The following is a 19,816-nucleotide window of genomic DNA, read 5'->3' as shown; positions in this document are numbered from 1 at the left end:
GGTCTCGATTAATCGGGGATGTAGGTATATGTGCGATTATTCCAGCCGTCGCGCCAGCGCTCCTCACCTCGTTCGGGCGGGGCGTTGTCTATACGCCGCGCCAGCACGGCACGGGCCGCCGCAGCAAAACGCTCCAGCAGTTCTGGTTGAGATGGCACTCTGGGGGGATGATCAAGCATAAACTCAAGCACCTGCAACAGACCCCATCCTTCGCCCTGATAGCGCTCGTCTATTGAAGTCCCTTCGCCTTTGAAGTTCACATAATCAATGAGCGCATACATGCCATAAGGCAGATCCGCACCGGCAATCTGGTAGAACAGATTCTCGATCTGCTGCGGACGATCACTGGCCGCCATCAAACCTGGCAGACTCTGCGCCATCCGCCGGATAATATACTGCGCCTGCACCGCACGGGTCTGATACAAAAATTCCCGTAGTCCCTGAAGTCGCTCACCATCATAATCAGCCATAAATGCCGCCCGGTCGGGCCAGGGAGAATCCCATTCCGGCAAACCGGCCAGCCAGCCCGGCAAGTCCACTCCCTGCGCCACGTAAAAAGCCAGCAATCCGGGGAAGCTCTCCACAAATGGCTCCTGCTGTGCCTGTCGATACCATATAAAATGGCCAATACCCAGGGACGGAAAATCTTCACCGGCATTCCAGCTGGTCAGGCAGGACACCTGCTGTGCACACTCATTCTGAAAAATACGCTCCGCGACCCACTCGGCCCGCTCTTCGTCAAGCATCGGCAAACGGTCAGATGAGCTTTGGTTCTGAGCCTGCAAATGCGGCATGCCTGCGAGCATCAAGAATCCTGCAAGCAGAGCACCACTGAGCTGATACGTCATGATTCGCAACCACCTTCTCCTGTATGTCTGGTCACCTGATCCAGTCGGCAGGACAGGATCAATGCGTTTTCACGATCTGTACTGCCCTTCTCTGAAGGATAATAGTGCCGTCGCTCACCTACCTGTACAAAGCCAGCCGAGTAGTACAAGCTGCGCGCCGCCTGGTTGGAGGGACGAACCTCCAGGAAACAGGAATCAGCGCCCAGCCGACTTGCCTCTGCCAACAGATGCATCAACATTCTCCGCCCAAACGCTTGGCGCCGTGCCGATGGATGTACACACAAGGTCAGCAGATGACTTTCACCCAACGCAGCGCTCAGCACGCCGTGTGCCAGCACCTGATCCCGGGTAGCCAATACCCAGCATTCGTAACCAGCCCTCAGACAATCCAGGAAAATGCGCTTGCTCCAGGGATTGGCGTAGGAAATCTCTTCATTGTGCACAACCTGATCAAGATCGCTGGGTCTCATCCGGCGACAAACAAGCTGGCTGGTGTCCGGTTTATTCTGAAACATCAATGCTGCTATAACCGTGGAATAAGTATCTGCATGGCTTTCCAGGCGGTCCGTTTCAGTGCCGGCTGTTCTTGCATACTGTGCAAGGCATGCGTGCAAAGCACGCTAAAACCAAATTGTTCATCGGTATACAGACCGGCAACCTGGCTCTCCTCCTGACCACCAAGAAAAAAGGGTGGCTGCTCACTCAATACCAGCACATTTGCCACCGTCTGTTCTCGCATTCGACGGGCGATAAAGCCCCGCACCGTGTGGCGGGCGGCATCTCGATCCGCTGGCAAACCCAGATCATCCGGCAACGGCCAGTGAAAATTGTGCTCATTTAGCCGCAGAGTCCGGTAATCCTGACTGAGAGCTGCCAAAATCTTTTGTAACATATCACGACTACTGCCCGACAGGCGTGGCTGCCCTGCAGGCAACATAACCAGCACCGCCAGCCGATAATCCAGCGTGAACCAACTGAATGCAAATGCCTCCTGCTCCTGGCTGTCTGACTGATGGCTTTCAGCAACATCAGCATCATTGTCTGCCCGATCTGTATGTCCAACGGCAGGTGGCTTGACCGGTTGTGGCGCTTCGCTGACCGCTTCTTCTGTCTCCTGAAGAATCTGGCGGGTCATCGACAGAGCTTCTGCTTTGACCACTGGTCCGGCGCTCGACAAATCCGCACTGACTGGGCGTGCTTTCACACCAATCTCATCAGACGCCTGCAGTGGCAAAAAAATCTGCGGGTGAGATGGTCCAGCGCCAGGCAAGCGGCGACGCGCGAACAGACAGTGAATACCCATTTCAGCCAGCAGCTGACGGCGACACTGCTCGCGATGTGCTGACGTTTCTGGCGAACTCTGATTAACTGGTTTTTGCATGCGCCCATTATAGGGCAGGCCACCCTGTCAATACCAAAGCAATATTGTCTGACTCGGGTAAACATGATTGAATCACGCTCAAAGTTCACTTTTTAAGCTGCGAGGAAGTCATGAAAGCCCTGTTATGCAAATCTTACGGACCACCCGAGAATCTGGTCATCGAAGAAGTCAGCAACCTGGAACCTGATGCAGGCGAAGCTGTGGTAGATGTGTACGCGGCTTCACTGAACTTTCCTGATACCTTGCAGATTCAGGGCAAATATCAGTTCCAGCCACCCATGCCTTTTTCGCCGGGTTCTGAAGTGGGCGGAATCATCAGCAAAGTCGGCCCGGGTCTGGAAGGTTTCAAGGTGGGCGACCGGGTCATGGCAACGCCCTCGATAGGTGGTATGGCCGAGCAGGTTAAGTGTGCTGCGGCAGGTCTGCGAAAAATTCCAGACAACATGGACTTTAAAACTGCGGCGGGTTTCGCCATGGTCTATACGACCTCCTATCATGCACTCAAACAACGCGCCAATATCCAGCCCGGTGAAACCCTGCTGGTGCTGGGTGCCAGCGGAGGCGTGGGCATGGCGGCCGTGGAACTGGGCAAGATCATGGGTGCGCGCGTTATCGCGGCGGCCAGCAGCGACGAGAAGCTGGCCTTTGTGAAACAGGCCGGTCCGGACGAACTGCTGAATTATGGTGATGGTGAGCTGAAAGAGAAAGTGAAGGCTCTAACCGATGGCAAAGGTGCGGATGTCATTTACGATCCGGTTGGCGGCGATCTGTTTGATCAGGCTACCCGCTGCATTAACTGGAATGGCCGCCTGCTGGTGGTTGGTTTTACCAGTGGTCGTATTCCTTCATATCCGGCCAACCTGGCCCTGCTCAAAGGCAGCTCGATGGTGGGCGTATTCCTGGGACGCTTCCGCAAAGAGGAACCTGAAGCCTATGAGCAGAACTTCCGGGAGCTGCTTGATATGTACAAGTCCGGAAAAATCAAACCCATCGTCACTGAATCATTTGCTTTCGACGATTACGTTAATGCTTTTAATGTGTTCCGTGAGCGCCGCGTAATGGGCAAAGTGACCTTTGAGATCCGTTCTGAATAATATCTGCTGGACACACCGGGCGACTCAGAAATCTTGATTCCGCGTCGTCCGGACGTATAATGCTGCCATTTCGAGCGGACGATCGGTTCGCATTTCACCATATCAAAGACACCATAACGCTATGCTAACTGCCGAACAGATTACCGAGGACCTGATCGCCCTCAGAGATATTGTTATTCAACTGAAAGCGCCGGGCTCGCCACTTGCAACCAAAAAAGCCATCGTTAATGGCGTCGAAATCAATGTGTTTGCCAATGTTCCCGAGAATCTGAGAGGTGTCTACAAGCTGGGTCTGCAGGCTGCCGACAAGGACTTTCTGGTTTATGAGGACGAGCGATATACCTTTGCCGAAACCCTGAAGACGGCTGAATCCATGGCGCAGGTTTTGCTGAGCCGCTACCAGATCTGGAAAGGCGATCGCGTAGGCATTTGCTCAAGAAACTATCCTGAGTGGTGCCTTGCCTATATGGCGGTCACAATGATCGGAGCTGTAGTTGTGCCAATGAATTCCTGGTGGCAGAGCAGTGAGTTGGTATACGGCATTCAGGACAGTGGCACCCGCGTCCTGTTTGCTGACCAGGAGCGCATTGAGCAGCTTGCACCGGTCATGGATCAGGTTGACGTACAGATAATTGCCATTAAGCCAGCCGCTGGCGATGACCGCTTTCCAGAGTTTCATCAGCTGCTCAACGAGGCTAAAAATCTGCCACAGCAGGATCTGGATGCGATCAAGGTATCAGCAGATGACAATGCTTCCATCATGTACACCTCCGGATCTACCGGCCACCCCAAAGGCGTTCTCTCTACGCACCTGAACATTGTTAACGCCCTGTATAGCTGGATCTTTGGCAAAGCCGCGAATGACACGTTAAGGCCGGAACTGGTCGAGGATAATCCAGAGTTCGACCCGGCCATTCTGTCAAACGTCCCTCTTTTCCACGTGACCGGATGCCACGCCCAATTCCTGGTCAGCTTCATCATGTTGCGAAAATTCGTCATGATGTACAAATGGAATGCTGAAAAAGCACTGGAACTGATAGAGAAGGAGCGGCTGTCTGTTTTGCATGGCGTCCCGACCATGACATGGGAAGTCATGAACTCACCGATGTTCGACAAAACGGATCTGCGCAGCCTGCGCATCGTTCAGAGCGGTGGAGCGGCACGACCGCCTGGTCACCTGGCGATGATGGCCAAAAAATTCGACCCTGTTATTCAGCCCGGACTTGGCTACGGCCTGACCGAAACTAACGCCATTGGAGCCACCATTACCGGCGCCTTTTATCTGGCCAAACCGGAAAGCACCGGCCGCCCCACCCAACCTGTAACAGAAATTCGCATTGAAGATGAGCAGGGCAATGTTCTGGAAAACGGACAGATTGGCGAAATCTGCATCAAGGGCGCGACTATCATGAAAGCTTATTGGAACCGCCCCGAAGACACCGCCAAAGTCATCAATGACGGTTGGTTCCATACGGGCGATATCGGCCTGCTGGACGAGCATGGCTTTCTGGTCATTAAAGATCGCGCCAAGGATATTGTGATTCGCGGCGGCGAAAATGTGGCCTGCGCAGAAGTTGAATATGCGCTGTCAGAACACCCGGATGTATTTGAAGCGGCTGTATACGGTCTGCCGGATGAGCGACTTGGCGAAATCGTTGGCGCTTCAGTCATGATCAGGCCCGGTACAGCGCTGACTGAAGCAGATTTGCAGGTTTTTTTGCGCGATAAAATCGCCCATTACAAAGTTCCCAGTCATATTTTTTTGCAAACTGAGCAACTGGAACGCATCGCCAGCGGCAAAATTGCCAAAAAAATACTGAAAGAACAGTCGATTAGGGCGCTAAATCTAGCTTAAAATTTTTTTTCCACAGACTCTTGCATATTTAGCTTTAATCACGATAATTCGCAACTTGAACACCTTGTTCTCGTTGCAATTCCGGTGACGGAGTTTTTGAGAGAGTATTCATATGAAGAGTCATCCGTGGGACGAATTAAACGATAGTTCGAAAGACTTCTTTGATGCTGGTGGTTTTGTTTCTGAGGCTGATTTTGACGAAGAGCCGCAGGATAAACATATGCAACGACGTCGGCTGACCGAGTTGCGACGACGCACTGAAGAGCGTCTGGACTGGAAGCGCATGTATGGCGATCTCCAGTTTGACGACATGGACGACGACCGCTTCTTCCGCGACGACATTAACAGCGTCGACGATTACTACGACACAGACGATATTTCCGACGACTGAGGCGCGCCTGGCGCGCTCCATCGTCCAAGGCATCCTATGACATACTGCGTTGCCATTGCGGTCGACGCCGGCTTGGTATTCTGTTCTGATTCACGGACCAACGCCGGCATTGACCAGGTCAGCACTTACAGCAAAATGTACCGCTTTGGTGTTGAAGGACAGCGCCAGTTTGTCATCATGTCGGCGGGAAACTTGGGCACCACTCAGGCCACCATCAGCCGCATAAAACGGGATATAAAGGAGCGCGCAGCTACCAGTCTGCTGACTGTAGAATCGGTCAGTGAGGCGGCAGAATATCTTGGCGGCATCAGCCGTGAAGAGCAGGATAAACACGCTTCACGCGGCAGCGGCTTTGAAGCCAGCTTTATTATCGGCGGGCAGATTGCCGGTAAAAAACATCGCATCATGATGGTGTATCCTGAAGGCAATCACATCACCAGTTCACACGACACACCCTATTTGCAGATCGGCGAAAGCAAGTACGGAAAACCCATTCTTGACCGTATTCTGACACGCGATCTCGAACTGGATACCTGTGCACTGTGCGCCTTGGTCTCCATGGATTCGACCATGCGCAGCAATCTGAGCGTGGGCCCTCCTATCGAGGTGCTGGTGTATCGGACTGATACCTTGACCCTGGATGCGCCACTCAGGTTCGATGAGGACAGTGAGTTTCTACGCGAAGTCAAACGCAGCTGGGATCAGCGACTGAAAGAAGCCTTTCGGCAGATGCCGCGCTTTGCCTGGGCAGGTCAGTGGGACAGCCAGGCCCGTCTGGCCGCCGTCAATGACGACGACCGCGACTGACCGGCAATCCCTGACAGCAGCTATTAACGTGAGTTACGCAAAGCAGCGATCCGCTCTTCCAGCGGTGGATGGCTCATAAACAACTTTGAATAAACATCACGCGCCTTGTTATTGATACCAAAGGCCACCAGCTCATCCGGCAGATGCGTAGGCTGTCCTGCCTTGAGGCGCTCCAGCGCAGCAATCATGTTCTGCCGTCCCGCCAGCGATGCTCCACCGGCATCAGCGCGGAACTCGCGCTGCCGACTGAACCACATCACAATGACCGAGGCCAAAATGCCAAGCACCAGCTGCGCAATGATAGAGGTTATCCAGAAGGCAGGGCCATGACCCTGCTCTGTCTTGAATACCACCCGGTCGATAAAATGACCAATCACGCGAGAGAAGAAAATCACAAAGGTATTAACCACGCCTTGAATCAGCGTTAGTGTCACCATATCGCCATTGGCAACATGACTGATCTCATGCGCCAGCACTGCCTCGGCTTCCTGCTGCGTCATGGTATTCAGCAAACCGGCACTGACAGCGACCAGAGAACTGTTCTTTGTCGCCCCCGTAGCAAACGCATTAACTTCGGGTGACGGAAAAATAGCGACTTCCGGCATGGCAATGCCTGCCCGTTTTGCCTGATCGGCCACCGTCTTCAACAGCCACTGCTCGGTCGCATTACGCGGCTGTTTGATGACCTGAGCCCCCGTGGAGCGTTTGGCTACCCATTTGGACATGGCCAGCGACATAAACGAACCACCAAAGCCGATCACCGCAGAAAAAATCAACAAAGCATTCAGATCCAGTCCGCTGCCGGATTCATCCAGAATCCTTTCCACCCCCAGCAGGCGCAGCACGATGCTGAGCACCAACACAATGGCAATGTTCGTCAACAAAAACAGCGCTATTCGTTTCATAATGCAAAACCCTCAATCAACTGCGGAGTCAATAACCTTGTCATACAAAGGCGCTACTTTCGGTATATCACTGAACAGCTTGTGGAAATGTTTCTGTACACGCGCCATATTGATGACAGAAATTCCACTGGCAAATCCAAACCAGACATAGAGACCGTTTAAATCGCGAAACATCGCAGGGATATAATGGGGTCCCTCGATCGTTCCTTCAAGATAGTGCTCGTACAAAACCGGAATATCATCCAGGGTCACCTTGCCGACAAACAACATGGGCAGGATTTCCGGCACACCCGAGTGAATGCTGCTGCGAATGAAATTCACATTTTCAACAAAACCACGCAGATAGGACAGATCCTTGGTAAACACCGATCCACCGCGCAACGTCCCTCCCCGAAAAACGCGCTGCGTGATTTTATAGCTATCCGCAGGCGGAAGTCCACGCTCACAAAAAAAACGATAAACCTCTATAAAATCAGCACCTTGCTCAGCCATATCAACAGCTACCACCCGATCACTGACCTTCAGCGCGCGCCGCGGATAGGAGCTGAAAGTCAGCGTTTCCATCAACACAGCCAGACCTTCCTGACAGGCAGTGACCCGTGGTGAACCGACACTCAGCCAGCTGGCCCAGGGTTGCCGTCTGCCATTGATGGTGGTGCCTACATGCACCCAGCCCTCATGCACTTCCAGCACCTGCAGATCAAACTCGGTGAAGTCCACATCCTGATTGATCTTGATATAGTCACCGCCCGCCGCCGCATCAGAAACGATGCCATCGCTCAGAATGACGCGAATGTCACCCGGTTGAAAGTATTGGCCGAGCCGCTGACTGAGGATAGAGACCGCCTCAGTGGCTGGGATATTCTTCTCATAGGGTCGTGTCAGGTGACCAGCACCCGGTAAAGAAAAAATCTCACACAGTTTCTCACCCAACTGTCGCAATGATTTTCGGTCACCGCGCAGGTGATCGCGCGCCGAACCGTATAATTGTTGGCTATAGCGACCAAAGTCTGCAGAGCCGCGGGTACGAAGCAACTCAATGACCAGCAGATACTGATCGATGGTGCTGCACAGGATGCCTCCCAGACCATCATTGCGTCCCAGCTTGCGGCGCACCTCGCCACGCAGATTCAGAAACCGGTCACGCAGGATATCGGGGTCGAAACCCAGATCAATACCCTGATAATACCTCAGATCAGCAGGCGGCAAACTTGTACCGCCACTTGCCAGAAAGTCACGTTCAAAACGAGCCGGCCATTTAATGGCATCAAGAATACGGATGGGTTTCTGGAGCTCAATCAAACGATCAGAAAGGTGTTTTACCTGCCCCTGATAATTGGCCTTTGCCATATGTGTTTTCCGTCTAGGGGCTTAAAAGCAGGGACTTGATATTGGTAAATTCGCGGATACCGAACTCTGCCAGTTCACGTCCGTAGCCAGACGCCTTGACTCCACCAAATGGCATTCCGGGCTCTGATTTTACAAAGTCGTTAACAGCGCAGGCGCCGGCCTCCAGAGCCAATGCCACACGGTGCCCCCGTTCCGTATCACGTGTGAATACGGCCGCACCCAATCCGAACATTGACGCGTTGGCCAACTCGATGGCTTCCTGCTCGTTGCGGGCACGAATCAACGCCGCCACCGGTCCGAACAGCTCTTGATCAAAAGCCGGCATACCCGGTCGTACTTCACCCAGTACAGTTGGCCAGTAAGTGCTGCCTTCGCGCCGACCGCCGGTAACGAGCACAGCCCCCAGGCGAATACTTTCTTCAACCTGCGCGGCCAGCTCATCACACAAATCGGGCCGCGCCTGCGGACCGATGTCAGTGCCCTCCAGCATCGGATCGCCAACCACTTTTTTCGCCATGGCTGCCGTCATGGCCGCTGCAAATTCACCGTAAAGGCTGTCATGGACAATAAAGCGCTTGGCGGCAATACAGCTTTGCCCATTATTGAGCAGGCGACTGGTCACACACTTTTCAGCGGCCAGCGCGACATCGGCATCATCCAGAATCAGATAGGGGTCGCTGCCGCCCAGTTCCAGCACGGTCTTCTTAAGTTGCCCACCAGCAACAGATGCAATTTTGCGCCCTGCATCAGTGCTGCCAGTAAAGGTCACTGCCTTGATCAACGGGTGTTCGATCAAGACATTGGCCTGCTTACCCGAAACCAGTAATGTACGAAACAGATCATCAGGCACTCCCGCCTGCTGACAGACCGACTCAATCGCCAGCGCACAGCCAGGGACATTTGAAGCATGTTTCAGGATGGCACCATTGCCGGCCATCAGCGCCGGCGCCAGAAACCTGAATACCTGCCAGAAGGGAAAATTCCATGGCATGATCGCCAGCACCAGCCCCAGCGGCTGAAAACACACCAGCCGGGTATTGCCATCATCACTGTCAACCGCCTGATCAGCCAGCATCTGCTCACCATGCTCAGCATAGTATTCACACACCCAGGCACATTTTTCGACCTCGGCTTTTGCACTTGGCCGTGTCTTGCCCATTTCCTGACAAGCCAGGCTCGCCAATTCATCACTACGCTCGCTGAGCACCTGCGCCAGTTTATGCAACAGGGCCGCACGCTGGGACAACGAAGTCTGCCGCCAGCGCTGCTGAGCTAGATCACAACTGTGTAAAGTGGCATCCAGAAGTTTTAAATCAAAGGCCGGCCAGGTTTTTATAGTTTTACCGGTATAAGGGTTGATACTGCTGACTTCACTCATCTCGGTTTCACTCCTCAGCCGGGGCTGATCATATCCCTCGGGTTGATGTGCGCATCATACTCGGCAGCTTCCATCAGCTCCAGCGCCAACACAGCCTCTTTAAGACTGCAGGATTGTTCATCGGCATATTTGGCGGCACGAGCCGCATTTTCATATCCAATCAACGGACTCAAGGCCGTCACCAGCATCAGCGATCGCTTAACATATTGCTCAAGCTGAGTGGTATTGGCCTGAAGACCCTGCAGACAGCGGCTGTCGAAACTGCTCATGGCACCCGTCAATAACTGCAGGGACTCCATCAGCGAATGAATAATAACCGGCTTGAAGACGTTAAGCTGAAAATGTCCCTGACTGCCGGCCACACTGACTGTGGTCTGATTGCCCATGACACGCGTGCAAACCATGGTCAGGGCTTCCGACTGTGTGGGATTAACTTTGCCGGGCATGATGGAGCTGCCTGGTTCGTTTGCCGGGATTCTGACCTCCGCCAGGCCACAGCGCGGACCGCTGTTCATTAAACGGATATCATTGGCCATTTTGAACAGTGCTGTTGCCAGCGTATTGAGATGACCATGCAGGTTGACCAGCCCATCATGCGCGGCCAGGGCCATAAATTTATTGCTGGCTGGCATGAAACTCAGCCCGGTTTGTTCGCTGATTTGTGCAACGACTGTCTCTGCCCATTGCGGATGCGTATTCAGTCCAGTGCCCACGGCACTGCCACCGATAGCCAACTCTCTTACTCCAGCTCGGGCATTGATCAGTTGCTGCCCGGCAAAGTCCAGTTGTGCAAGATAGGCGGAAAACTCCTGCCCCAGAGTCATGGGCGTGGCATCCATCATATGAGTGCGCCCGCTTTTCAGGATATTCTTGAACTCATCGATTTTGGCCGCCAGGGTTTGACGAAGATCATCCAGTGACAACAACAGCTCTTCCAGCATTGCAGCACAAACCACATTCATTACGGTCGGAAAAACATCATTCGATGACTGCGACATGTTCACATGATCATTGGGGTGCAGGGGTCGGTAACTGCCCCGGGCATTCCCTGCCAGTTCATTACCGCGATTGGCTATCACTTCATTCAGATTCATGTTGGTCTGAGTACCGCTGCCAGTCTGCCAGACGCTGAGCGGAAACTGCTCAGCGTGTCGCCCCGCAATGATTTCGTCGCACACCGCAGCGATCAGCGCAGCGTTTTCGGGCGACAGTTTGCCAAGTTTTTGATTGGACAGAGCAGCGGCTTTTTTGACCTGTGCAAACGCCTTGATAAAGGGGCGCGGAAAGCGATGCTCGCCGATTGCAAAATTGATCAGGGAGCGCTGCGTTTGCGCACCCCAAAGACAATCAGCGGCAACCTCCACAGGCCCAAGGCTGTCTCTTTCTATGCGAAACGGCTGACTCATGCCTTCAGCAACTTATCTACAACAAAGGGCATAATGCCGCCGCTCTGGTAGTAGCTGACCTCGTCACCGGTATCCAGACGACACAGCAGATCCACTGTCTCCACCTGGCCATCAGCATGATGCACCTGCATGGTAACGGTCATGCCGGCCGTGACCTTGTCCAGCCCATGCAGATCTATGGTTTCACTTCCATCCAGCCCTAACGTGTGACGAGTGACCCCTTCAGGAAACTGCAGCGGCAACACGCCCATGCCGGCCAGATTGGAGCGATGAATGCGCTCGAAACTCTCGGCGATTACTGCCTGTATACCTAATAGCCGGGTGCCTTTGGCTGCCCAGTCGCGACTGGAACCGGTACCGTATTCCTTGCCGGCAATTACGACCAGCGGTGTCGCATTCTCATGATAAGTCATTGCCGCATCATAAATACTTATCTGCTCACCATCCGGCATCAGTCGCGTGTAGCCACCTTCGACATCATTAAGCATTTCATTGCGGATACGCACATTGGCAAATGTGCCACGCATCATGACTTCATGGTTGCCTCGACGTGATCCGTAAGAGTTGAAGTCCTTCGGGTCGACCCCTTTATCAACAAGATACTGACCGGCAGGCGTTGAGCGACCGATGGCACCGGCTGGCGAAATATGATCAGTGGTCACCGAATCGCCCAACAGGGCAAGTATGCGTGCACCGCTGATGTCGCCGGCAACCGGCGCCATATCCGGCGCAAAAAAAGGCGGATTCTGGATATAGGTTGAATTGTCATTCCAGGTGTACGTGGCACCTTCAGCGACCGGCATGGCATTCCAGGCTTCATTACCACTGAATACATCAGCATAGTCTTTGGTAAACATCTCTCGACTGACCAGAGCCACTGCCGCTTTGATCTGCTCTGTTGACGGCCATATATCTTTCAGAAACACGGGGTTGCCCTGCTGATCTTTGCCAATGGCATCTTGGGTCATATCAATTTCTGTGGTGCCGGCCAGCGCAAATGCCACAACCAACGGCGGAGACGCCAGCCAGTTGGCTCTGACTTTAGGGTGAATGCGGCCTTCGAAATTGCGGTTGCCTGACAATACCGAGCAGACTGTCAGTTTGCCCTTATCAATCGCGTGCTCAATCTCATCGGGCAACGGACCGGAGTTACCGATACAGGTCGTACAGCCGTATCCGACCAGATTAAAACCCAACTGATCAAGCGCAGCCTGCAGGCCGGCTTTCTCCAGATAATGCGTCACCACTTTTGATCCGGGTGCCAGTGAAGTTTTCACCCACGGTTTAACTTCCAGGCCTTTGGCCAGGGCATTACGAGCCAGCAGACCGGCCGCCATCATGACAGCCGGATTGGATGTGTTGGTGCAGGAAGTGATGGCGGCGATGACAACATCGCCGTTTTCAAGTGTCCAGTGCCCATGATCCATGGCAACCACATGTTTCTTGTGATCCGGGTATTGCTGTCGTGTCGCCTCTGCCATGTCCGGGAGAGCCACTCTGTCCTGCGGACGCCCCGGCCCGGCCAGGCTCGGCTCAACTGAACCAAGATCCAGGGCAACTTCGCTGCTGTAAACGGCCTGCGAATCACTCTGCCGCCACAGCCCCTGCGTCTTGCTGTACTCCCGGGTCAGTTCGATGGTTGTCGCATCACGCCCGCTCAGTTCCAGGTAGCGCAGAGTTTCCTCGTCTACCGCAAAAAAACAGCAGGTTGCCCCGTATTCCGGGGACATATTGGCGATAGTGGCACGATCAGCCAGAGTCAGATCATCCAGACCCTCGCCATAAAACTCCACAAACTTACCTACCACGCCGTGTTTACGCAGCATCTGTGCGACGGTCAGAACCAGATCTGTTGCCGTCACACCTTCTTTCAAACGCCCCTGCAAACGAACACCGACCACTTCGGGGATGCGCATTGAGATAGGCTGTCCAAGCATGGCTGCTTCCGCCTCGATACCACCCACACCCCAGCCAAGCACGGCCAGACCATTGACCATGGTGGTGTGACTGTCGGTGCCCACCAGTGTGTCAGGATAAGCTCTGAGCACACCCTCACTGTCCGACGACCAGACACACTTTGAAAGATATTCAAGATTGACCTGATGACAAATACCAGTGCCCGGCGGAACCACCCGGAAGTTATCAAAGGCTTCCTGCCCCCAGCGCAGAAATTCGTAACGCTCATTATTGCGCTCCATCTCAATTCGGACGTTGTCCTCGTAAGCGCTGTCAGATGCAAACCTGTCCACCATGACTGAGTGATCAATCACCAGGTCTACCGGATTCAAGGGATTGACGCGCTCCGGGTCACCGCCGCGGGCGGCAACCGCATCGCGCATGGCGGCCAGGTCCACAACCGCCGGCACGCCGGTAAAATCCTGCATCAGTACCCGCGCTGGCATAAATGAAATTTCATGATCGGATTGCCGCGTCTCAGCCCACTGCAGCAGTGTTTTAATGTCATTGGCCGTCGCGAAACCCTTTTCGACATGGCGAAGCAAATTCTCTAACAGAATCTTCAGGGTTACCGGCAGCCTCTCGGTCGACCCGAACCCGGCTTCTTGCAGTGCGGCAAGGCTGAAATATTCAAATGTCTGCTTGCCAATGGTCAACTGACGGCGGGTATCGGGGAGTGTTTCACGTGCAGTCATTGCGCTGATCTCCTTCATCCGAAGAATTGTGAAGTTACGTAGCATCATAACAGAGCCGGTTTAGCAGTCTACCCCGGCGTTCTGTCGCAGCCAGACAGCTAGCGGCTGGTATCAGTCAGCCGTTCGCGATAAGCTGTGCCATTGAATACTCGCCTCGCGCGGCCCAGATATCCAGACAATGTGGTTTGATTACAAGTTAAGCAGTACAGCAGTCATCCTGGCTTTGGTCATGGTTGTAATCCCTGCAGCCGGGAGCGCTCAGGAAACAGCGGCGGATAGCCCTGCGGATGCTGCCCCGAGAATTGATATTGTGGGCGCCAGCGGCACGCTGGTCGATAATATACGGGCGCATATCGGTGTCCCTGATGAACGCTGCAATGCCTCCCAGCGACGTTTAAACCGGCTTGTGCCGGGAATACGTAATGATGTCAGGCGGGCAGCACAGGCACTTGGTTTCTATCGGCTACAACAGCAGATTACAATAACCGCGGCACAGGCTTCGCAAACTTCAGCAGACACCAACGGCGCAGACACAGTCAACACCTGCTGGAACCTGACCATCACCCTGGTGCCCGGTGAGCCAGTGCGCTTTGGCGAGGTCAACATTGCCCTCAGTAACCCTGATTATCGTGAGCTGTTCGTACCAGTAATGAATAATTTGCCTGTCCGGCAAGGTGAGCAGCTTAACCACGGCAATTACGAGCGACTCAAAGCCAATCTGAGCAGTCACGCAGTCGAACTGGGCTTCTTTCAGGCTCGCTTTGTCAAGTCAGAACTGGCAATCAATATGAACAGCAATCTGGCAACTGTTGATATCGAGTTTGACCCGGGTGACCGCTATCGATTCGGCGACATTACCATCAACACACCTGATGCATTGTCTGAGGATTTTGTCGGGCGATTTCTTACATTTCAATCCGGCGAAAGTTACGCCAGTGAGACTCTGATTGAGCAGCGCAGACAGTTTAACGACAGCCAGTATTTTTCCAGAGTCGCGGTCACACCGCAGTTAACTGCCGCTGTGGATAATGCCGTACCGGTGACCATAGATCTGAGCATGCGCCCGCGCAAAGCCTATTCAGCAGGTATTGGTGTTAACACAGACACTGGACCACGGATGCGCTTAAATTACGAAGATCGGTACTTCAACAGGCGTGGACATCGCTTGTCGGGCGACCTGAGTCTTTCACCCTTGCAACAGGAACCCAGTCTCAGTTACGTCATTCCATTGCAGGATCCCGTCAATGACAGCCTTCGCTTCTCTGGCGGCTTTCAACGGCAGGAAAGCGACAGCTTCATTACCAGTACCTATCGGGTTGGCGTCACTTACCAGACGCTGCTCGACAATAACTGGGTGCAAAATATCTTCACCAACTACGAGCGGGAAGACTCGGAATTGACAGCCGTGGCTGATCGCTCAGAATTCATTGAACAGACCAATTCACTTATTTCCGGGATCAACTGGTCACGTACCCGCAGCAACGACGCCATATATCCTACCAACGGCTGGCGGCTTTTTGGCCAACTGAGCGGTGCCCACAACAATCTGTTATCCGATATGACCTTTGCACAGGTTTATGGTTCGGCCAAATACGTGCGCCAAACCGGCCCTGGTCGATTTTTGCTGCGAGCAGAAATGGCAACAACTTTTGCCGATGAGGTATTGGAACTGCCAATATCAGTCCGATTCTTCACGGGCGGCGATACCAGCGTGCGCGGATACCAGTTCGGTGAACTGGGTGCGACCAATGATCAAAACGAAGTGGTAGGTGGCAAACATATGCTGGTCGGCAGCATTGAGTATGACATGCGGGTGACGGGTAACTGGTTCGCAGCCGCTTTTATCGACAGCGGTAATTCCTTTGCAGCATTTAATGAGATGAACTTGAAACAGAGTGCTGGCCTGGGCGTGCGCTGGTTGTCTCCGATCGGCCCCATCAGGCTGGATATCGCCAAAGCGCTGGAAAGCGGTGGCCAATACCGACTGCATATAACCATGGGACCGGATCTGTGATGCGCTGGGCACTTAGAATTCTGGCGGGCCTGTTTTTGCTCATACTGCTCACAGTCAGCAGTGTAAGCGCCTTGCTGGCCACAGTTTCAGGCAGCGAGTGGCTGCTGGCCAGAATCAGTACAATACTGAATACCGACTCCCGACATTTCAGTTTCCGCCAATCGGAAGGCACCTTTCTGCGTGGCCTGAACCTGCAGGGTGTCCAGTGGCGTGATGCAGGCACTGAACTGCAGATCGCCCAATTACACAGCCGCTGGAATCCGCTTACCCTGTTGGAAGGAGAGTTTTATCTGGAGTCATTGCGACTATCTGCGTTCCAACTCAACATAATCGCCGCCGAACAGCCGGTCGAGGCCACTGCCCCCCTGGTGCTGGATGATCTGCTCGATAGTTTTTTGCCACTGCCGGTTGCCATTCGCGTGTCTAACGCCCGAATTGACGGCGCACGTATCACAACGGCCGACACTGAGTTCAATATCGACCTCCTGGCACTGAGCGCCCGACTGCAGGGACGTTCGCTGGTCATCGACCAACTGGAATTTGGCAGCACTCCGCTGAGCCTGAATGCTTCGCTGCAAATGCAATTGCAACGCCCCTACCCACTCCAGTTGACCGCTGACTGGCGCTATGACGAAATTCTGCTGGAAGGCACCGAGGCACCGCATGGACAACTCAGCCTTGATGGCAGTCTGGATCAATTTAATCTGCAGCACAGTCTGCATGGCCTGGCGGAACTGAGCAGCGCAGGCGAGATAACACTCAAGCTCGCCCAGCTCCTGAACGCCGACATCAATGCACTTGAACCGCAATTTAATCTGGAGCACACGCTGGCAACCCAGCCCCTGCCTGGCATGGAGAATTACGAGGTTCTTGCTCTGCGACTTCGAACTCAGGGTACGCCCGATGATCTGGGCCTGTTTGCTGCCGCGCAACTGGATATGGCGCTATCACATCAAATTCGTCTGGATGCGGATCTAAACCTGCGCGCCTATCTCAGAGGATCGGTTCTCGATGTACGGGAACTGGCATTCCGCACCGGCGAAGGCCAGATCGTTTTGCAGGGCCTGGTGGACTGGACCGATGAGCTAGAACTGAATCTGGACTATCAGCTGACAGATCCGGCTCCTGACAGCTACCTGGCAGGCGTACCGGACAGTCTTCGCTTACAGGACCTGAGTTCTGACGGATCGCTGTCATTGGCTTTGACAGAAGGACAATTACAGTCCATCAATTTCAACATGAACTCACTGACTGCCATGTTGAATGATTTTCCTGTCAACGGCGCAGGCGGGGTGAGATTTATCGACAACACCTGGCATCTGGAAAATTTACAACTGCGCAATGGCAACAATAGTCTTGCCGCCACCGCTACAGTGACAGCAGAGCAGGTAATTGAGGCAGCACTGTCAATTGATGCGCCGACTTTGAGTGTCCTCTATCCGGGCCTGGAAGGAAGGCTGCATGCTGACGCCTCCATTTCCGGGAGCTTTAGTGAACCTGTTATCGATATGGATCTGTCAGCTCAGCAAATCAGCTATGGAGACTATGTCATTCCGGAACTGACCGTCACCGGTCAGAATCGCGCCGGCATGAATGAGCTGGAACTGCTCAGTGGGAACATCGTTCTGCCTATTGCCGGCAGCGAGGAGACCATCAAGTCCATCCAATTGAGGCTGCGTGGTCAACCCGACGCTCATAATCTGCTGCTGCTCGCCGACGGCACGCCGGGTGCCCTGCGCATTAACGCCGACGGTGCTCTCGACGCTGGTGGATGGCGAGGCAGACTGCTCAGCAGCGAAGTCAACTCTGCCTATGGAAACTGGGTTCAGGAACAGTCCGGCAATATGAATTTTTCTGCCGAGACACTGTCAATCTCGCCGGTGTGCTGGATGATGGTTGACACTCGCTTGTGCCTTGACGCAAGTCTGGACAATCAAGAGCTGCTTGCAGCATCCATATCTGTCCAAAACTTTCCTCTCGACAGTGGCAATCTGCCTCAGACCGAGGCTCTGATCAGTCGGGACTCGGATATCCGGTTCCCGGACAATAACTCCTTCAGACTTCCTCAGACCTTGCCGGCAGACGTGGCGTTGTCTGGCTTGCTGTCTGCCAGCGCCACTATCAATGGTCCCATTACGACACCTGAGCTGATGGATGTCCAGGCCTCGGTTCAGAGCACGGCCGGCAACCTTTATTACATAGGTGAAGCACTTGGCGATGATGCCGATATCAATGACCCGGGCTCCATGACTCTGGAACCGGTCATCAACCATTTCACCTGGCCCGTATTACGTCTGACGGCGAATCAGTCGGCCGGCAGCTGGGCTGTGGATGGCGAATTGCAGTTTGCCCAGCAATATGACGAGACACCATCTACCATGCAGGGCACTGCGATGCTGGCCGCTACCGTTAACCCGGACCGGGAGCTGGCGGGTGGTTTACGTATCGACTTCGACAATCTTGGCTGGCTGGAGGCTCTTACACCGCAGTTGACACAGGTCAGTGGCGGACTGACGGGTCGCTTATCGCTGGCGGGCACACTGCAGTCGCCTCAAGTTGGTGGAGACATCATGCTGAGTCAGGCGGCGTTTAACATGCCGGCACTGAATCTCTCACTGTCCGGGATAGAGCTTACCCTCACCAGCGAAAACAGCGACCTGCTGGAGCTGTCCGGTTATGCCGAATCAGGTGCGGGCAGTCTGAATTTTATCAGCCGTATATCGGACCCGTTCTCTGGGGATCCGTCATTTAATGTACGCCTGGCAGGCAGTGAGTTTACCATTGCTGACCTGCCAGAACTGCAAGTCGCTATCTCTCCGGATCTGCAACTGCAAGGCAGTCAACAGGGCATCGACTTAAACGGGCAGCTTCATATCCCGTTGGTCAGCGCCACAATCAGCACACTGCCTGAATCAGCGGTTGACGTATCCAGCGACACCATTCTGATTACTGAGCCCGGTTCAGAAAACACCGTGCGTAACGCCGCTATCCGTGATGCCGGCCCATTAGGGAATATACCGCTATCCGGGGATCTGACGATCAGTCTGGGTGAGCAGGTGCGCATTGCCGGCTTCGGGCTGAATGCACGATTGCGCGGTGAACTCGACATAACACAACGACCAGGCGCAACACCGCTCAGTTATGGCGAGCTGGAAGTCGCCGAAGGAAACTTTGAAATCTATGGCCGGGTACTGACCATTGAGCAAGGCAAATTGTTGTTTATGGGCAGCTATGACAACCCGGCTATCGATATCCGAGCAGTGCGCGAGGTTGAGAATATGCGCGTCGGTGTGCAGATGAACGGCACAGTCCGCAATATGCGCAGCAGCCTGTTTTCAACACCCAGCCTCGCTGATGGAGACATTCTGTCTGTGATGATCACTGGCCGTCCCTTGTCAGAAATCGGTACGCAACAGGATGGCAATGCTCTGGTGGGTGCGGCAACATCGCTGGGTATCAGCCAAAGCGAGGGGATTGTTAATCAGATTCAGGGACAGCTCGGTCTGGACACTTTGAGTATAGACAGTCGCGGCGATGTTAATGACAGCAGCCTGATGCTGGGAAAATACATCACACCACGGATTTTTGTGCGCTACGCGGTCGGATTGTTTGAGACTGAAAATAGCCTGGCCATTGATTACAGTGTTAATGATCGTGTCAAATTACACGCCACCTCGGGCCAGAGCCAGAGCATTGATCTGACCTACACGGTTGAACAATAAAGCCGTCAGGAGCA

14 protein-coding genes are annotated in these 19,816 nt (G+C 53.9%); 6 read left to right on the top strand and 8 right to left on the bottom strand.

From position 1 onward, the window contains the following. Nucleotides 1-8 precede the first annotated feature (8 nt). From PS2015_RS04955 to PS2015_RS04945, 3 genes are read right to left on the bottom strand one after another with little or no spacing between them, the layout of a single operon-like run. Entirely contained in the window at nucleotides 9-857 is an 849-nt protein-coding gene (locus PS2015_RS04955; protein ID WP_156412660.1) for a hypothetical protein, read from the bottom strand. After that, on the bottom strand, nucleotides 845-1,363 hold the full coding sequence (gene rimI, locus PS2015_RS04950; RefSeq protein ID WP_058021183.1) for a ribosomal protein S18-alanine N-acetyltransferase: 519 nt from the start codon (nucleotides 1,361-1,363) through the stop codon (nucleotides 845-847). The genes PS2015_RS04955 and rimI overlap by 13 nt, the downstream gene beginning before the upstream one ends. Before the next feature lie 8 nt (nucleotides 1,364-1,371). Beyond that, nucleotides 1,372-2,229, bottom strand: coding sequence for a hypothetical protein (locus tag PS2015_RS04945; RefSeq protein WP_058021182.1), 858 nt, complete (start codon nucleotides 2,227-2,229; stop codon nucleotides 1,372-1,374). Between the two features lie 110 nt (nucleotides 2,230-2,339). On the opposite strand from PS2015_RS04945, the gene PS2015_RS04940 reads away from it, so the two are divergent. From PS2015_RS04940 to PS2015_RS04925, 4 genes are all read left to right on the top strand, one after another. Next, nucleotides 2,340-3,323: an NADPH:quinone oxidoreductase family protein gene (locus PS2015_RS04940; RefSeq protein WP_058021181.1), complete on the top strand. Its 984-nt coding sequence runs from the start codon at nucleotides 2,340-2,342 to the stop codon at nucleotides 3,321-3,323. A 121-nt stretch (nucleotides 3,324-3,444) separates the two neighbouring features. Next, complete coding sequence (locus tag PS2015_RS04935) at nucleotides 3,445-5,178, top strand: class I adenylate-forming enzyme family protein (RefSeq protein ID WP_058021180.1); 1,734 nt, start codon at nucleotides 3,445-3,447, stop codon at nucleotides 5,176-5,178. 112 nt (nucleotides 5,179-5,290) lie between these two features. Next, on the top strand, nucleotides 5,291-5,569 hold the full coding sequence (locus tag PS2015_RS04930) for a hypothetical protein (RefSeq protein WP_058021179.1): 279 nt from the start codon (nucleotides 5,291-5,293) through the stop codon (nucleotides 5,567-5,569). Between the two features lie 36 nt (nucleotides 5,570-5,605). Beyond that, nucleotides 5,606-6,376, top strand: a complete 771-nt coding sequence (locus PS2015_RS04925; protein ID WP_058021178.1) for a proteasome-type protease — start codon at nucleotides 5,606-5,608, stop codon at nucleotides 6,374-6,376. 23 nt (nucleotides 6,377-6,399) lie between these two features. Here the strand turns inward: PS2015_RS04925 and htpX are convergent, their stop codons facing one another. Genes htpX through acnA form a run of 5 tightly spaced genes read right to left on the bottom strand, consistent with a single transcriptional unit; the run spans nucleotide 6,400 to nucleotide 14,066 of the window. Continuing rightward, nucleotides 6,400-7,281, bottom strand: coding sequence for a protease HtpX (gene htpX / locus PS2015_RS04920; protein ID WP_058021177.1), 882 nt, complete (start codon nucleotides 7,279-7,281; stop codon nucleotides 6,400-6,402). 12 nt (nucleotides 7,282-7,293) lie between these two features. Next, nucleotides 7,294-8,631, bottom strand: coding sequence for a flavohemoglobin expression-modulating QEGLA motif protein (locus PS2015_RS04915; protein WP_058021176.1), 1,338 nt, complete (start codon nucleotides 8,629-8,631; stop codon nucleotides 7,294-7,296). 13 nt (nucleotides 8,632-8,644) lie between these two features. Beyond that, nucleotides 8,645-10,009 (bottom strand): NAD-dependent succinate-semialdehyde dehydrogenase, encoded by a 1,365-nt coding sequence (locus PS2015_RS04910; RefSeq protein ID WP_058021175.1) that lies wholly within the window; start codon nucleotides 10,007-10,009, stop codon nucleotides 8,645-8,647. Between the two features lie 14 nt (nucleotides 10,010-10,023). Continuing rightward, a complete protein-coding gene (gene fumC, locus PS2015_RS04905; RefSeq protein WP_058021174.1) occupies nucleotides 10,024-11,415 on the bottom strand; it encodes a class II fumarate hydratase in 1,392 nt (463 codons plus the stop codon). After that, nucleotides 11,412-14,066 (bottom strand): aconitate hydratase AcnA, encoded by a 2,655-nt coding sequence (acnA, locus tag PS2015_RS04900; RefSeq protein ID WP_058021173.1) that lies wholly within the window; start codon nucleotides 14,064-14,066, stop codon nucleotides 11,412-11,414. Before acnA ends, fumC begins: the two co-directional genes overlap by 4 nt. Before the next feature lie 178 nt (nucleotides 14,067-14,244). On the opposite strand from acnA, the gene PS2015_RS04895 reads away from it, so the two are divergent. Together PS2015_RS04895 and PS2015_RS04890 are read left to right on the top strand one after the other, a co-directional pair. Beyond that, the gene (locus PS2015_RS04895) at nucleotides 14,245-16,080 is read left to right on the top strand and encodes an autotransporter assembly complex protein TamA (protein WP_058021172.1); all 1,836 of its coding nucleotides are present in this window, start codon (nucleotides 14,245-14,247) and stop codon (nucleotides 16,078-16,080) included. Next, nucleotides 16,080-19,802: a translocation/assembly module TamB domain-containing protein gene (locus tag PS2015_RS04890; protein WP_058021171.1), complete on the top strand. Its 3,723-nt coding sequence runs from the start codon at nucleotides 16,080-16,082 to the stop codon at nucleotides 19,800-19,802. The genes PS2015_RS04895 and PS2015_RS04890 overlap by 1 nt, the downstream gene beginning before the upstream one ends. The last annotated feature ends 14 nt before the right edge of the window (nucleotides 19,803-19,816 follow it).

The organism is Pseudohongiella spirulinae, from assembly GCF_001444425.1.
Taxonomy (GTDB): Bacteria; Pseudomonadota; Gammaproteobacteria; order Pseudomonadales; family Pseudohongiellaceae; genus Pseudohongiella; species Pseudohongiella spirulinae.
This window is presented reverse-complemented; position numbering and strand designations above follow the sequence as displayed.